Raw genomic sequence first — 16,426 nt, forward strand, 5'->3', positions numbered from 1 at the left:
CTAGATTTTCCATTACTATTTTCGAAGTTAAAACGATTTCTAGTATTTTCTCATATTTTGCTAGAAATGAAAAGACAGTGCTAGACTGGCCCTACATATATGAACCCTTTCAGCTTATCAAACATCTTATCTCCGATCCCTTTCACGTCCTTGAGTTCTTCGACTCGCTTGAAACGTCCCTTTTTCATCCGATACTCGAGAATAGTTTTCGCTTTACTTTCACCGATCCCAGGCAGTTTATCTAACTGCTCCAACGTAGCCGTGTTTAAATCTAAAAGTCCCTTTTGAGCTTCATTCGACGGAGGTGCAGGTATTGGAGGAGGTACAGGACTAGCAGCGGAGGTTGGATGAGTCTCTGAAGATGGAGGCGAAGTTTGCGTGCTTGCTCCCGTTGAACTTGAGGATGTGGATATCACTTCTGAAGATGACGATGATTCATTCGAACTCGCCTTTGGTGTTACTTTAGCTTTTTCATTACCGACGGGCACAGCTTTCCCAGTTGCCGCTTTTTTCTCATTCTCCCCTTGCACAAGCAATTCTTCCATCTGGGCATTGATCGGCATGAACGCTGTTTGAATGGTTGCCTGTCCTCCACGTAGAAATGGCCACACAACCCAAACAAAAAGCGAGACAGCACCAAGAATCAGCCCAATTTTCTTTATTTTATTTCCAAATAAATCCACATACTACCTTCTTTCTTAGCATATTTGCGTTTCGGCAACCATATACATGAAAAAGCGTCCCATTGACCACACGACTAGTCACAATACGGATGAGACGATGCTTGGACCTCTATCCTTGCCTTTCATGGCTGAGCGACCGCGATTATAGGTTGGTATTCGTATAAAGACTGATTTTATCGGGAGGGATCACTTGATGAAAGCTGGATTCATCGGTACTGGGAGTATGGGAAGTATACTGATTGAAGCATTCATTCATTCCGGGGCATTCAATCCCGAGCAAATTATTGCTAGCAATCGCACATCACGTAAAGTTGAACTACTTGCGGAGAACTATCCTGGCCTGCACGTGGCTGAAACGAATCGAGAAGTCGTGCGTGGAAGTGATTTGATTTTCTTATGTGTGAAACCATCTGAATTCATAAAGGTTATTGATGAAATCAAAGAGGACGTGCTTTCCTCTCAATTTATAATATCCATCACGAGTCCTATTCTGATTAAGCATTTAGAAGGTCTTTTACCAGCTAAAATTAGTAAAATCATACCGAGTATCACGAACTACGTTTTAAGTGGTGCTACGTTGTGTATTCATGGAAATCGCATGCAGCCCGAAGATAAAGAATGGCTTGAAAATATTTTCACACATATCTCTACACCCATACGTGTATCTGAGAATTATACGAGAATTTCATCAGATTTATCTAGTTGTGGCCCTGCTTTTCTAGCTAGCTTTATTCAAGCATTCATTGATGCGGCTGTAGAGGAAACGGGTATTTCTGCAGAAGAGGCTACATTGCTGGCAAGTGAAATGACGTTAGGTACAGGAAAGTTGCTTACAACTGGAGGCTTCAACCCTGTTAGCTTACAAAAGCGGGTATCTGTTCCTGGGGGCATTACGGCAGAGGGCTTGCGTATATTGGAAAAGGAGCTTTGCGGAGTTTTTTCTCAAGTAATTAGTGCTACACATGCGAAATATGAAGAAGACATTGAGAAGGCTGAGCAGCTTTTCACCTTAAAGCAAAAACAGTAGCCTTCCCAACGCATTATACCTTCATTTCTTAACCAACAACGATATTGACTAATTTACCCTTTACAACAATCAATTTGCGAACGGCCTTTCCGGCGGTCGCTTCTTTGACTTTGTCGAGTTCAAAAGCCATTTTCTCCATCGCTGCTTCATCTGTATCTTTGGAAATCATCACGCGATCGACAATTTTCCCATTGATCTGAACAACGATTTCAACTTCATTATCCACAGTCCATGCTTCATCATAAGCTGGCCATGCTTCGTACGTAATGGATTCTACGCCGCCTAATTTCTCCCAAAGCTCTTCTGCTAAATGTGGAGCGATTGGGGAAAGCATTTGCACGAAATTTTTCATTGCTTCAAGTGGCAGGCGCTCTGTTTTGTAAGCTTCGTTGACAAAAATCATCATTTGGCTAATCGCTGTGTTAAAGCGAAGCGCATCGAAATCTTCCGTAATCTTTTTGATCGAACGGTGCCATGTGCGTTTGAATGTGTCACTGCCCAGCGTTTCATCCCCGCTAATTTTGGCGTGAACCTGACCGTTATCATCAACGAACAGTCTCCACACGCGATTCAAGAAACGGTAGATTCCGTCTACACCCGTTGTATTCCACGGTTTAGTCGCTTCCAATGGTCCCATGAACATTTCATAAATACGAAGTGTATCCGCACCTTGATCGCTCACGATATCATCTGGATTCACAACATTGCCGCGTGATTTACTCATTTTCTCCATGTTCTCGCCAAGAATCATCCCTTGGTTAACAAGCTTATGGAATGGCTCTTTGGTATGCACAAAACCAAGATCATAAAGCACTTTATGCCAGAAACGTGCGTACAGCAAGTGAAGAACTGCGTGCTCCGCTCCACCAATGTATAGATCAACTGGCAACCATTGCTTTTGCAGCTCATCTGAACAGAAGGCTTCATCATTCTTTGGATCGATGAAACGCAGGTAATACCAGCAGCTTCCCGCCCATTGCGGCATCGTATTCGTCTCACGACGAGCTTTCATACCCGTTTCTGGGTCAATCGTATTCACCCATTCAGAAACGTTAGCAAGCGGTGACTCCCCAGTACCGGACGGTTTGATTTCATCCACTTGTGGAAGCAATAATGGCAGTTGATCCACAGGAACAGGTTTCATGGTGCCATCTTCAAGGTGAAGAATCGGAATCGGCTCACCCCAGTAGCGTTGACGGCTGAACAGCCAATCTCTCAAACGATACGTTACTTTGCCGCGGCCTTTGCTATTTTGCTCCAACCAAGCGATCATGTGGCTAATGCCTTGCTCAATGTTCAATCCATCGATTGGACCGGAATTCACATGCTTGCCGTCGCCTGCATAGGCTTCCTTCTCCACATCTCCGCCTTGAACCACTTCGATAATTGGCAAATCAAATTGCTTCGCAAATTCCCAGTCACGTTGATCGTGTCCAGGAACTGCCATGATCGCCCCAGTACCGTAACCGCCAAGGACATAATCAGCGATCCAGATTGGCACCTTTGTATCATTAACCGGATTGATCGCATAAGCCCCTGTGAACACACCGGATTTGTCTTTTGCCAAATCTGTACGCTCCAAGTCGCTCTTACGTGAAGCTTTCTCTTGATATTCTTTGATCGCAGCTGATTGCACTTCAGTTGTGATCTGCGCTACAAGCTCATGTTCCGGCGCTAATACACAATAAGTTGCACCGAAGAGTGTATCTGGACGCGTAGTGAAAACCGTTAAACTTTTCTCCGCATGACCTTCAATCGCGAATTGAACCTCAGCACCAGTCGATTTACCAATCCAGTTGCGCTGCATATCTTTAATACTCTCAGACCAATCAAGTTCCTCAAGATCTTCAAGCAAACGCTCCGCATATTCCGTAATTCTCAAAATCCACTGACGCATCGGTTTCCGAATTACTGGATGGTTCCCACGTTCACTTAAACCGTCAATGACTTCCTCATTCGCAAGTACCGTTCCAAGTGCCGGACACCAGTTAACAGGAACTTCATCAACATAAGCAAGTCCTTTATTATATAGTTGGATGAAAATCCATTGTGTCCATTTGTAATACTCCGGATCCGTTGTGCTGATCTCCCGATCCCAATCATAGGAGAAGCCAAGTGACTTAATTTGACGGCGGAACGTATCAATGTTTTTCTTCGTAAATTCGCGAGGATCATTCCCTGTGTCTAAGGCATATTGCTCAGCAGGAAGTCCGAACGCATCCCAGCCCATTGGGTGAAGGACATTAAAACCTCTCATCCGTTTAAAACGGGAAACGATATCTGTCGCTGTGTAGCCTTCTGGATGACCTACGTGCAAGCCAGCTCCTGATGGGTATGGGAACATATCCAAAGCATAGAATTTCGGCTTATCCGAATTTTCCAACACCTTAAATGTTTTCTTCGCATCCCAGTAAGCCTGCCACTTGGGTTCAATCGCTTGTGGATTATAGCCCTGTTGTTCTTTCGTTTCTTTCAATTCCTGTGTCATGACCTTCCATGCCTCCTTAAGTTGCTCGCTACTCATGTATGCAAATACGCACAAAAAAACCTCACATCGCTAGCGGATATCGCTAGGGACGAGAGGTATAATTCCCGTGGTACCACCCTAGTTAACACAAGGCGTTCTTCACCTGTGTTCACTCTGCCCCTTAACGCGGGTGAGACGATCCAGCTAGCGCATCTGATCCAGGATCAGGCGGTTCACCTTCTAGCTCCGAGGCGAGTTCTCAAGACTAACATCTGCCGGCTCACACCCTAGCTCCGACTCTCTGAAAGATGCTGTACAAGGTACTATTCCTCATCTAAGCTTTCCATACAACTGATTAGCTTTGATTATATGTAAAATAATGCCGCACTGTCAAGCCGATGGCAAATTCCCGTCAGCATTATTTTTTCGCAATAAAGAAAGCGCGCTCTGTCTTCTCAGTTGGTTGCTCCCATGTAAAGTCAGCTGCTTGATGTACCTCACGAAAACCTACCTCGATCAGCATTTGTTCCAGCCACTGCAAGGGATATGCTCTTTGTTCATGCGTCTCATCAATGCGACGGAAGGTTTCCAGTTGGCCGATGTCCTTGACGAAGATCGTTAAATCATGTTCAATCTGAACACGTTCCTCATCTAATTCGCTTGTCCATATGTAAGCAACATCGTCTTCGTTTAGAAAAAAGGGCTGCGATTCTGCATATGCGAACAATTGCTGTGGCGGATGTACATCAAAGAGGAATAACCCACCTGGCTTAAGTCCCGCCCATGTTTGACGGAAAGCATCTACAATGTCTTCTTCCTCTAGTAAATAGTTGAGGCTGTCACAAAACGAGATCGCGATATCCACTTCCTCGCCAAGTTCCCATTCGCGTATATCCTGCTGAATCCAACGAATGCCACCGCCGCGAAGCTGACTGGGTTGTTCGCTATACTTCTGCTCAGCGACAGCCAACATATCCTCGGACAGATCTATGCCAGTCACCAGAATACCTTCAGCAGCCAATGGAATCGACAAATTACCTGTTCCGCAACCTAAATCAACGAGCGTTGCAGGCTTTGCACCAAATCGCACGAAACTTTCCTTCACAAATCGAAGCCAGTCTTCATAAGGCATGCTGCTCATCAAGCGATCGTACGTGTAGGCGAATTTTTCGTAACTCATCTCAGCCTTGCGTCTCCTCTTGTTTCAGATAGGTCCAATCTGCTTCCTGATAGATGAGCCCATCTTTCATAAGTTTACCTAAGGCACGTTTGAAGGCTGCCTTACTTAGTCCGAATTTATCTTTAATAACATCAGCTTGTGTTTTATCCGAAAATGGCATCGCATTTCCTGGACGTTCACGCAGCACTTCAAGGATACGCTCTGCATCTTCATCGCGTCCTTTTTCCTTAGGAAGCCTCATGGATAGATTAACTCGTCCATCTTCTTCACGGACGAAGGCAATCCTTACATCCACTTGCTCACCTACGCGAAGTAAACGTGTTCGCTCTTGTGGAATGATAAGCCCAATGACGCCATATCCAAGGACACCTGCTTCACAGATGACGAAAGTACCCATTTGCAGAGGGCGATACACGCGTGCTTTCACCCATTGGTTCGTCCAACTTGAAGGTGCTCGTACACAAAGTGGAGCCAAATCTTCTTCAAGTGCCAACTTCGCGATTAATCGGCCTTGTCGATCATGCGCAAGCGTAGCAAATACTTTGTCACCTACTTGAGGACGAAGATCCTCAAATTCAGGCACATGCCGATAAGGCAAAAGCAGATGACGCCCTAGACCCATTTCTAAGAAATAGCCAAAACGCGGATGAATATCAACAACCTCTAAAAGTCCCACCTGACCCATGGTCAGTAGTGGACGTTTCATAGTGGCCATGATTCGATCCTGCGTATCGTGGAATAAGAAAACTTCCACTTTATCTCCCGGACTAATTCGATTACCTACGATTTCTGCGTAAGGGAGCAGAAAATCCTGATAACCATCGCTCAGGAAGAAGCCGTTTGGTGGAACTTCCCTTGCTACCTCTAAGGTAACAAGGGATCCTGCTTCCATTCTCATACGCGCTCCACAACTTTAGCATCGGACCAAAGTCTTTCGATGTTATAGTATTCACGGTCATCACGATGGAAAACGTGGAGAACAACATCCCCTAAATCAAGCAGTACCCATCTTGCGGTATCAACGCCTTCAAATCCTCGAATATGAACACCATGTTCGTGTGCTTTTTTACGAGCCTCGCCTGCAATCGCTTGAACTTGTGTTTCAGAATTCCCATGACAAATAACGAAATAATCAGCGATTAAGGATACGCCTTTCAAATTCAAGCTAACGATATCTGCCGCTTTCTTGTCTTCCGCTGCCTCAACAACGAATGCTAATATTTCTTCTGGGTTTTTACTCATGCAATCATCCTCCATGTCATTAGGTGTGTAGTTGTATTTGTTCCAATAAATCATTCCGTGTCAGAATTGTTAACGGATAAATGCGCTTTCCTTTGGAAATCAAGAAGTTGATCGTGGAGTCGAAACCAGCAATCAACGCGCGTTCAAGACTCGTTTTTGCCAGTTCACGAATAGTTTCGACTCCTGGAAAATCACGACCTGGCTCCATATAATCCGCCAAGCAAACAATTTTGTCGAGCAGCGTCATCTGTTCTCGACCAGACGTATGATACCGAATCGCATCTAAAATTCCTTCGTCGTCGATTCCGAATTGCGTCTTCGCGATGAAAGCCCCTGCATGTGAATGCCATAACTCTTTATCGAAAACTAACAAATCTTGCGGTAAATCGTTCTCACGAATAATCTTAGCTTGCTCCCCAGTAGGCCAATACTTGCAATAATCGTGCAAAATCGCTGCAACATCCGCTTTGACCGCATCCCCGCCAAATCGCTCAGCCAGCATAACGCTCGTTTCCATCACACCAAGCGTATGCTGCCAACGCCGCTCCGGCATTTGCTCTTTCACAGCTGCCATGAGGTCTTCACGTTTCATATAAGTCATTCACCTCCATGAATTGCCCAACCTTATCTGGCACAAGATACCTGACAGGATCCCTCTTCAGTCTCAACGCCCGAATAGCTGTCGATGAAATTTCAACGAGGGGCATCGGAACAAGCTTCACTCGGTTTCGTATATGTTCGGGAAGCTGCTTCAAGTCCAGCTCATAACCAGGTCTGGCTAATCCAATAAAATGAATATGCCGCACGATGTCATCGATACGATGCCACTGCGGCAAATACTGAACCATATCCGCGCCAATAATGTAAGTGAACGCGATGTCCGGATATTGCGATTTCAACAGCTCAATCGTATCGATACTATAGGATACGCCGCCTTTGTTAATTTCGATATCGATAGGACGAAAAAAAGGATTGCCTTCTGCAGCAAGGCAAACCATCTCCCAACGCTGCTGGCTCGTTCCTTTCGGGGCATTAGGTTTATGCGGCGGGACGTTCGCTGGCATGAGCCAAACCTCGTCCAAGCCCCCTTCCACCCTCGCACGTTCAGCTGCGATTAAATGACCGGTATGAATGGGATCGAACGTACCTCCCATAATTCCGACAAGCATACGTCCACCTCATTAGCGCGGCAGTTCAATCTTCTTATTGTCACGCGATTCTTTGTAAAGCACGACGATTTTCCCAATAACCTGAACAAGCTCTGCGCCAGATTTCTCGGATAATTCAGCTCCGACCTCTTGACGATCTTCTCCACTGTTGTTGAGAACCGTAATTTTGATCAATTCACGAACTTCAATTGCTTCATTGATGTGACGAATCAAATGCTCATTCACGCCACCTTTACCTACTTGAAAAATTGGATCTACATGGTGCGCCAAAGAGCGCAAATATCTTTTTTGTTTGCCTGATAACATTGATGTCCCTCTATTCATTCTTATTCAGTTAACGACTGTTCTACCACCTGTCTCATCGCCGCAACCGGCGCAGGTGTACCCGTCCAATACTCGAAGGCATACGCGCCTTGATAAATAAACATGCCGAGCCCGCCATGAATGCGAGACCCAACGGCTTCCGCTTCACGAAGAAATCTCGTGATTCGCGGGTTATAAATAAGATCACTAACGAGGTGATGCGGTCGAAGCAAGTGAAGCGGTAAGGGGAGCTCATCAACATTAGGATGCATACCAGCGGAAGTCGTATTCAGCACGAATTCCACATTGTCCACAACGTTCTCCAGCTCGTCCATCCCTAAACCAACGGTTTCGGTGAAAGCACCAATTGTGGCTGCCAATTCGATTGCACGCTCCTTGGTACGATTCGCGATATAAATGCGGCTCGCACCTTCTTTCGCAAGTGCATAAGCGACACCTCTCGCCGCGCCGCCAGCACCAAGTACAAGAACTCGTTTACCTTTGAGCTCGATTCCCGTCTCTTCCTTCAAAGAACGAACATACCCGATCCCATCGGTATTAAAGCCTTTGAGCTTACCATTCTCATTCACAATGGTATTGACTGCGCCAACGATTAAAGCCCCTTCATCGATCTCATCGAGGTAGTTCATGACATCAACTTTATGCGGAATCGTCACATTCACTCCACGATAACCAAGTGCCCTAATTCCCCGAACTGCCTCGCCAAGAGCTTCTGGCTTCACGTGAAAAGCTGCATATACGCCATTGATGCCCGCTTCCTGAAAAGCACGATTCAACATAATCGGAGAACGAGAATGCCTGATCGGATCCCCAAAAACCCCGTATAAAACTGTATGACTATCGATAGGCGTCACTAGTTTCTCCATGATTTCCCCCATGTTCTCTCCTAAATCAACGACTCCCGTGTAATGACTTTAATACCTTTCGGTGCATGCACAGCAAGCTGAGCACCAGCAAGGCTGTTCACTTTAATCCATCCCAAACCAGAGATCAGCACATCCATCTGTTTTCCCTTCGGAATGTGCAACGGATGTTTGACCAACTTCGGAAGCTCTTCAAGATCCGCCTGCGCCGGAGGAGTCAGCATAACACCCTTATGTTCTTCATATAACTGATCCGCTCGCTCTAGCTTCGTACGATGAATCTGAATGGCATTTGACGTATATATGGTGAAGGATTGATGCTCACCTTGGATAAAATCAAAACGAACTAATGCACCGAAGAATAAGGTTTGTCCCTCATTAAGTTGAAATACCATTGGTTTCAGCGGTTTGTCCGGCATGAGCGGCGTTAAATCACGCTTCTTCACTACCTCCGTAAGACGATGCTTGTACACAATCCCAGGTGTATCAATAATGAATTTCCCGTCATCCAGAGGGATTTTGACTAGATCAAGTGTAGTTCCCGGATATTGTGACGTCGTTAATTCGGCTTCCAGATCACTATAATCACTGATCAGACGATTAATGAGCGTCGATTTCCCTACGTTCGTAGCACCAACCACGTACACGTCCATGTTGCCACGATATTCTTGTACAGCCGAAATAACACGATCAAAACCGATGTTTTTCTTCGCGCTGCAAAGCACGATATCAACAACCTTAAGGTTCTCTTCCTTGACTCTGCGCTGCACCCAGTTAATGATTTTGTTGGCATTCGTCACTTTCGGAAGTAAATCAATTTTGTTAACTACGAGTAGAACGGGATTATTCCCAATAAATCGGGCAAGTGAGCTAATCATACTGCCTTCAAAATCAAAAATATCCACGATCTTCACGACTAACGCCTTCGTTTGACCAACATGTCCTAATAATTTCAGGAAGTCGTCTTGTTGAAGGGTAATACTCGAAGACTCATTATAATGCTTAATCCGATAACAGCGCTGGCAAATCAAAGGTTCCTTCTGCAAAGCAGCCTCTGGAATAAAGCCCAGCTTACTTTTGTCTTCTGTTTGCAGCCCAATGCCGCAACCCGCACAATGTTGTATTGTTTCTGTACTCATGAAACCTCCCTATTTCTTCATCCTTGCTAGAGCCCATTTCTCAATCTGCCGATTCACTTTCGTGAAGAAGCCTTCATCTTCTCTTGAGATAGGTTGAACCAGGATCGTGTATAACCCCATTCGATTGCCGCCAAGCACATCTGTCAGCATTTGATCCCCGATAACAGTCGTCTGTCGCGCATTCGTTCCAAGCACCTTCATCGCTTTATGGAAGGAAGCATTTGTCGGTTTTTTGGCACGGTGAATAAACGGAATGCCCAGTGGCTTAGCAAAGGTCGAAACTCTGTTATGGTGGTTGTTCGACACAATAACAACTTTGAAGCCGATCTGCTGCAAATGATTCAGCCATTCTATTAACTCAGGTGTCGCATGTGGATCACGTGCACCGACAAGTGTATTATCAAGATCGGTTATAATTCCGCGAATACCGAATCCCCACAGGTGATTGGCATCAATATCATAAATTGTATGAACAGACTGTCTGGGTACAAGCTTTTTCAGCAAACAAATTCCCTCCAACTGCTTCCTTGACATATACGTGAAACTATATCATAGTGCCTCGTTTGTTGCAAAAAGAAAAGAACATATTTTCCTTCCACATAAGAATTTATAAGTTTCCGATACACGGAGAACAAATTCTTATTGGCGATAAAAACAACATTAAAACGCGGTCGATCATCCTCGAACGACTTCGATAGAAGTTTTTCTCACTAGTCTCTTGTTGGCAAAGGCAACCACTCTAAAACGCGTTGAATTTTGCGATCCCAATATCCCCATTCATGGGTGGCGGACTCTTCTTCATAGGTAATTTCCAGCCCTTGTGCAAGGCAATAATCCCTGAATCGAACGTTATCTTCATATAGAAAATCCTCAGTACCACAACATTGATAGAGCTTAGGTTGCTCTTGTTTACTAGCAACAAGCTGATTGGCGAGATAGAATAAATCATTTGGGGTATTTTTTATCGTCGTCACATCGCCATAAATTAATTGAAAATCATTCGGAAATGCATTAGCGCGCTCAACAATATCTACGGCTCCTGACAAACTCGCTCCCGCTGCATACCGATTCGGATGCGAAAGTGCCAACTTCATCGCGCCATAACCCCCCATAGACAGTCCGGCCACGTAATTCAGCTCTCGTTCTTCGGCTAAAGGAAAGAATGATCTTGCTAATACAGGTAATTCTTCACTAATGAACTCCCAATACTTTGGACCTGACGCCATATCTGCATAAAAGCTGCGGTTTACAGCTGGCATAATCACAGCAATTCCATGCTGAGAAGCATAGCGCTCAATGGATGTTCTACGCATCCATATGGTATGGTCGTCGGACAATCCATGCAACAAAAAGAGGGTAGGGTGCTTTCCACCAAAAGCATGTGAGGCTAGTCCAATCTGACTTTTGGCAACTTGAGGTAATATGACATGCATGGAAGCTGCGACACCAAGGGATTCTGAATGAAAATGACAATCGATAAACGCCATCTGAATAAATCTCCTCTCATAGGAAGCCACCCTCCTAGATGGGAGAGTGGCTTCGGCTCATCATTTAATTTGTTCTTTCACACGGATAATTAATTGGTTCGCTTGTTGATATTCAACTTCAGACACAGCTAATTGACTGTATTTTGCACGTTCGAACAGCTCAATTAATGCGTCCAATTCTTTCTTCATCCATTTGCTCTGCGTTGACCATCTGGTTGTTGCTTCGCGTACCGTTTCATACTCATATCGCGTGTATCCTTTACGACGACAAGCACGGAGCATTCTTTCAAATTCAACGATGATTTTCTGATTAAAATTCACGACTTGCAGCTGTTTCCTGCGAGCACGCCAACTATGCCACGCCTCGCTTCTTACTAAGAAGAATACAGCAACAGCAAGAAGTGCTGCGACAACTACACCACTTAATGTCAGCCAGAGCCATGTGAAACTTGCTGCTTCTGTCGTTTCTTCAGGCAATGTGCTAGTTTCAGTGTCTGTGGGTAAATCTTCTACAACAGGTGCTGCTTCAGGGAACACATTAGGCAACGCAAAGCCGGAGGTTGGCTCGAAAGAGATCCAGCCAAAGCCTTCAAAGTAAACTTCTACCCAAGAATGCGCATCTGAGTTGCGAACCGTATAAGTGCCAGCACCGTCTAAATCAAGCGTTGCTCCTAACTGGCTCAAGATACCCTGCTCGCGAATGTCGTCAGCAATCGAAGAAGCGCCTGAGGAGTATCCTTTCACCCAACGAGTAGGTAATCCAAGTGATCGTGTGAGGACAGCCATTGCAGTCGAGTAGTAGTCACAATATCCCTGTTTCACTTCGAATAAGAAACGATCCACGAAATCCTTGCTCTTCCCTTTTGTTTCATCAGGCGTATTCGTATAAGGATAATGCTCGGATAAATACTTCTCAATCAATTTCGCTTTATCATAAGGATTAGTCGCGGATTTCGTAATATCAAGCGCTAACTGCTTCACTCGCTCAGGTAAATCTACAGGAACTTGCAGGTATTCTGCCCACTCCGGTTTGTTGGTAAAATCTTGCTGCGTTTGCCGCAGTAGATCTTCCTCTAGAATCGGCTCTTGGACAACGATCGAGTAGTCTTTCGGATAATTAGTCCGTCCCGTAAATCGAAGTTCCGATTGTCGCGGTGTCCAAATGATGCGTTGGAACGGATTCTCACCTTGATTGATTTCCACTATTTTCTGAATGGCATAGCCCCCGAATAAGACCGGGAACGTCTCATCTCGATCCATCACAACACTTTGAGTAACTTCTTGTGTTTTCAATTGTGATACATCAAAACGTGGGTCTAGCGGTAACGGATTCAAATTCACCCGATACGCAGGCAATCTCTTCTCCGTCGGTCCAAGCTCCCATCCTTTACCGTTATACATCGATCGGGTTTCCCCACGGAAGTAGGTTCGTTTCGTAGATTCAACAGTCATCACCGGCGTGTAATCAAATCGAAATCCGCCACCCAGACGGCTGTCATCTCGGCTATAGCCGGATGAGGCATCAGCTGTTGATGCCGCTATACTCACACCTTTTCCAAGCAACGGCACTTCTTCACCGCGACTTACTTTCCAAGCTGTGTAAGGATCCGTCAGAATCGGATTTACGGTTGGAGCAAACACCCCTGCTAACGCAATTACACCAATTAAGATGCAAATAGGAACAACAAATGATGACGGGTAATCGGAAATCGTTTCCCAAACGTCAGGCGCTTTTTTCTTCAATTGGGAGAAATGTCTCACAATTAAAAGCAGAAATCCACAAAGCATAATCATCGCCACTTGCGGCCAAAGGAAAATCATACTAAAGGAATCACGAACAGCAAAAAACAAAATGCTAACAAAAATAAGGACAACAATACGGAACCTTGATTGAACGGACCACATGGCGAATAAATAAATGATCCATGCTCCCAAACTAAACCAAATATACGGTTCAAGCTGCCCCGCGTTAAGTCCAATGAAACGAAGCGCCTCTTTCCATGTTGTAATATGTACGGCTACCCAATGATAGCCCATGCCCAAACCATGGAACCAGATGATAAGAACGAATTGAAGAAACCCCCGCCAACCGTCTTTTATTTTGGGAATACAGTAGGTCGCTGTAGTAAGAACTAAGGTCCAGGTAACGAACGAAACCGTCTCTGGAAGCCACAAACCATCTTCCTTCATAATCCAAATCAGAAATTGGTAAAGGAATATCCCCACGAATATCGCAGATACGCGCAATGCCCAATCCTTGAGAAGAATTCTGCTCCACCATGTGTTAGGCATACCGTTTCGCCCCTCCCAAGAGGTTAGGCAAGTCCGTCAATTGACTTACTTCATACCCCATATAGCCTTGTGAGCGAATGGCCTTAATATAATCCTCATGTGCGGAAATATGCTCCACACCCTGTGGGCTGAGAGCTTGATCTGCTTGGCCATGAACCCAAATATGACATGGCTTCATTTGAAGCAGTGCCATTTGCTGAAACATCTGCAGCATTGCACTACCTTTTTGAGGAGAAATGAGCACAATTAAACTACCTGCAGGCCAATCCTGTGAACGTTCCTTCAAAATCTGGCCTAACGATTGAAAACCATCCGCATCAACACCAACGAGATGTTTAACAATCTCCTTGTAATGATGCTGACTGTGCTTCGGTTCAAAATAAGTAAATTCCTTGCCAATCGACAGTAAGCCAAGTGCCATTTCGCGTCCAGTTCCATATCGGAATAGAGATGCTGCAACAGACACTGCTAGCTCAAATTCGGCCGCATCTCGGTATGCTCGAGCAGTTCGGTCCAATAAAACGATGGTTTTCGGCAAGGATTCTCGCTCGAACTCCTTCGACTTCCAAGTCCCTGTCTTCGCCGTTGCATTCCAGTGAATACGTGAAAGGCGATCACCATAAATGTACTCACGAACACCATTGATTTGAGTCGTTTCCCGGTGTGCGCTCGTCGCCGTTGAGTGATGCTGCATACCTTTGAGCATTTGATGAAATTGCGCCCATTCGCGAATCGTAACGGTTTGGGGGTACACAGTAATTGGTTGTTGCAGATCTAATCGACCTTTATGCTGAAAAAATCCGAAAATATCTTCGGTCAAGCATTCCGTTTCTCCAAACCGATAATACCCTCTCCGAAGAGGCGGCGTGCTGTACGTGAATTCACCCCGACGCTTCCAGTCTGGAACGATAGATCCTTCGAAAACAGATTCGTCCCCATTCTGACGTATAAGCTGATCTTTAATCATCACGTAAGGAACTGGCCAATAGCCTGGTAATTGGACGCCGAGCTGAATTTGTAAAGATTGTCCTGCCTCCAGTTTGGCTTCTACGCTTGTATTTGTAAGCTTCCGAGTCCCTTGCACACGTCTGATGCCGCTCCAGTTCCCTGAGAGTAAATAGATCGTTAAAAAAGTCATCGTTATGAACAGCATGGAAGCCAGCTTGCCACCTTGAAAAAGCATGAATAACAAGCTAGCCAACAAGCAAGTTACAAGTAGCCAAAAAGGTGCCGGAAGCCGGGTGAGTTCCCCGAATCGTTTGAATACGGGTCGTTTCATAGGCTCACTTCTCCAATCTAACCGGAACCCGTACTTGCTCAAAAATCGTCGCGAGCACAGAGGCAATACTGACACCATCCATACGCGCTTCCATTTGAAGGATCATACGGTGACCCAGTACAAAAGGAGCTAAATATTTAATATCATCTGGGATGACATAATCGCGACCATGTAAGAAGGCATAGGCTTTAGAGGCTAATACCAACGATAGCGTAGCCCTTGGACTCGCACCGAGGAAGACCGCGTGATGTTCCCGTGTTTTTCTCGAAATGGTAACTAAGTAATCAGCCACGGCTTCATCCAAATGTACCAGGCGAACCTGCTCTTGAATTTCAAGAACTTGCTTCGTATCCACAATGGCATGCAGCGCTTCCATCGGATGTACCTTGCTTTGGGAAGCTATCATCATTTTCTCGGCAGCTTCACTCGGGTAGCCTAAGCTCAACTTGATCATAAATCGATCTAATTGTGCCTCTGGCAATGTATACGTTCCCTCAAAATCAATTGGATTCTGAGTGGCTAGCATAAGGAACGGGGATGGGAGTTCATGCAAATCACCATCTACCGTAATATGTTGTTCTTCCATCGCTTCAAGCAGAGCTGATTGCGTTTTGGTCGTCGCACGGTTAATCTCATCGACGAGTAAAATATTAGTCATAATCGGCCCTGATCGGAAAAGAAACTTCTCTTCTTTAGGGTGATATATAGATACGCCAGTTATATCCGTTGGCAATAAGTCCGGGTTACATTGAATACGGCGAAATTGCCCACTAATAGATTTCGCCAGCGCTTTAATAAGTACAGTTTTTCCTGTCCCTGGGACATCCTCAAGCAGAACATGACCACCTGCCAACATCGCAGTAAGCAACAATTCAATTTCGGCACTTTTGCCAAGAATACATGATTCTAAATTTGCTTTCAGCCTAGCTAGTACTTCTACATGATGCTGGGTGGCAGTTTCCATGTGTTGATCCTCCTTAGAGTTTTGCTTGCAAAACTTGCTTCGTAAGCACTACTGAGTTTTCGTCGAAAGCTTATATGCGTAAACATCGCTTTTTTGTACGAACCTGCTTCATCTTCTGTTTCGCTCAGAAAACAAACAAAATGTACGTAAATCTAGTTTACAGGAAAGTTTTTCTTCCGTATACTTGTAAATCCTCTAAAGTTATTTGTTAAAATTAACCACGTAAATGAGCCTTAGACGACTTACCAAAACAATTCCAAAAGCCCACCACCGCAAACCATACATAAATGCAAAAAAAGACGCCTCCCGG

Annotated in this window: 16 protein-coding genes and 1 other annotated feature; of the genes, 1 reads left to right on the forward strand and 15 read right to left on the reverse strand. The window is 45.1% G+C overall.

Features of this window, described 5'->3' with window-relative positions:
- Positions 1-80 precede the first annotated feature (80 nt).
- Positions 81-683: a ComEA family DNA-binding protein gene (locus ASL11_RS03720; RefSeq protein WP_056609817.1), complete on the reverse strand. Its 603-nt coding sequence runs from the start codon at positions 681-683 to the stop codon at positions 81-83.
- A 193-nt stretch (positions 684-876) separates the two neighbouring features.
- Between ASL11_RS03720 and comER the strand changes: the two genes are divergently transcribed.
- Positions 877-1,710 carry a late competence protein ComER gene (gene comER / locus ASL11_RS03725; RefSeq protein ID WP_056609819.1) on the forward strand — a complete coding sequence of 278 codons (834 nt, stop codon included), beginning with the start codon at positions 877-879 and terminating at the stop codon, positions 1,708-1,710.
- A 28-nt stretch (positions 1,711-1,738) separates the two neighbouring features.
- Here the strand turns inward: comER and leuS are convergent, their stop codons facing one another.
- The 14 genes from leuS to ASL11_RS03795 all read right to left on the reverse strand — a co-directional run bounded on the left by leuS (position 1,739) and on the right by ASL11_RS03795 (position 16,116).
- Positions 1,739-4,198 carry a leucine--tRNA ligase gene (leuS, locus tag ASL11_RS03730; RefSeq protein WP_056609821.1) on the reverse strand — a complete coding sequence of 820 codons (2,460 nt, stop codon included), beginning with the start codon at positions 4,196-4,198 and terminating at the stop codon, positions 1,739-1,741.
- Positions 4,199-4,279: 81 nt separating this feature from the next.
- Positions 4,280-4,523: a binding site (T-box leader), on the reverse strand.
- 72 nt (positions 4,524-4,595) lie between these two features.
- The gene (locus ASL11_RS03735; RefSeq protein WP_056609823.1) at positions 4,596-5,357 is read right to left on the reverse strand and encodes a class I SAM-dependent DNA methyltransferase; all 762 of its coding nucleotides are present in this window, start codon (positions 5,355-5,357) and stop codon (positions 4,596-4,598) included.
- Between the two features lies 1 nt (position 5,358).
- Positions 5,359-6,255 carry a CvfB family protein gene (locus ASL11_RS03740; RefSeq protein WP_056609825.1) on the reverse strand — a complete coding sequence of 299 codons (897 nt, stop codon included), beginning with the start codon at positions 6,253-6,255 and terminating at the stop codon, positions 5,359-5,361.
- Positions 6,252-6,599, reverse strand: coding sequence for a ribosome silencing factor (gene rsfS / locus ASL11_RS03745; RefSeq protein ID WP_028557974.1), 348 nt, complete (start codon positions 6,597-6,599; stop codon positions 6,252-6,254). The genes ASL11_RS03740 and rsfS overlap by 4 nt, the downstream gene beginning before the upstream one ends.
- A 19-nt stretch (positions 6,600-6,618) precedes the next feature.
- Positions 6,619-7,191 (reverse strand): bis(5'-nucleosyl)-tetraphosphatase (symmetrical) YqeK, encoded by a 573-nt coding sequence (gene yqeK, locus ASL11_RS03750; protein ID WP_056609827.1) that lies wholly within the window; start codon positions 7,189-7,191, stop codon positions 6,619-6,621.
- Entirely contained in the window at positions 7,181-7,768 is a 588-nt protein-coding gene (gene nadD, locus ASL11_RS03755; protein ID WP_056609829.1) for a nicotinate-nucleotide adenylyltransferase, read from the reverse strand. The genes yqeK and nadD overlap by 11 nt, the downstream gene beginning before the upstream one ends.
- A 12-nt stretch (positions 7,769-7,780) precedes the next feature.
- Positions 7,781-8,074 (reverse strand): ribosome assembly RNA-binding protein YhbY, encoded by a 294-nt coding sequence (gene yhbY / locus ASL11_RS03760; protein WP_056609831.1) that lies wholly within the window; start codon positions 8,072-8,074, stop codon positions 7,781-7,783.
- Between the two features lie 20 nt (positions 8,075-8,094).
- A complete protein-coding gene (gene aroE / locus ASL11_RS03765) occupies positions 8,095-8,958 on the reverse strand; it encodes a shikimate dehydrogenase (protein ID WP_056610146.1) in 864 nt (287 codons plus the stop codon).
- A gap of 20 nt (positions 8,959-8,978) precedes the next feature.
- On the reverse strand, positions 8,979-10,094 hold the full coding sequence (gene yqeH, locus ASL11_RS03770; protein WP_056609833.1) for a ribosome biogenesis GTPase YqeH: 1,116 nt from the start codon (positions 10,092-10,094) through the stop codon (positions 8,979-8,981).
- Positions 10,095-10,103: 9 nt separating this feature from the next.
- Positions 10,104-10,598: a YqeG family HAD IIIA-type phosphatase gene (locus tag ASL11_RS03775; RefSeq protein WP_200962406.1), complete on the reverse strand. Its 495-nt coding sequence runs from the start codon at positions 10,596-10,598 to the stop codon at positions 10,104-10,106.
- A gap of 206 nt (positions 10,599-10,804) precedes the next feature.
- Positions 10,805-11,581, reverse strand: a complete 777-nt coding sequence (locus tag ASL11_RS03780) for an alpha/beta hydrolase (protein ID WP_056609836.1) — start codon at positions 11,579-11,581, stop codon at positions 10,805-10,807.
- Between the two features lie 60 nt (positions 11,582-11,641).
- Positions 11,642-13,873: a DUF4129 domain-containing transglutaminase family protein gene (locus tag ASL11_RS03785; protein ID WP_056609838.1), complete on the reverse strand. Its 2,232-nt coding sequence runs from the start codon at positions 13,871-13,873 to the stop codon at positions 11,642-11,644.
- Positions 13,866-15,152: a DUF58 domain-containing protein gene (locus ASL11_RS03790; protein WP_056609840.1), complete on the reverse strand. Its 1,287-nt coding sequence runs from the start codon at positions 15,150-15,152 to the stop codon at positions 13,866-13,868. The genes ASL11_RS03785 and ASL11_RS03790 overlap by 8 nt, the downstream gene beginning before the upstream one ends.
- A 4-nt stretch (positions 15,153-15,156) precedes the next feature.
- Positions 15,157-16,116: an AAA family ATPase gene (locus ASL11_RS03795; RefSeq protein ID WP_056609842.1), complete on the reverse strand. Its 960-nt coding sequence runs from the start codon at positions 16,114-16,116 to the stop codon at positions 15,157-15,159.
- Between the last annotated feature and the right edge of the window lie 310 nt (positions 16,117-16,426).

This window comes from Paenibacillus sp. Soil750, from assembly GCF_001428045.1.
Lineage (GTDB): Bacteria > Bacillota > Bacilli > Paenibacillales > NBRC-103111 > Paenibacillus_E > Paenibacillus_E allorhizoplanae.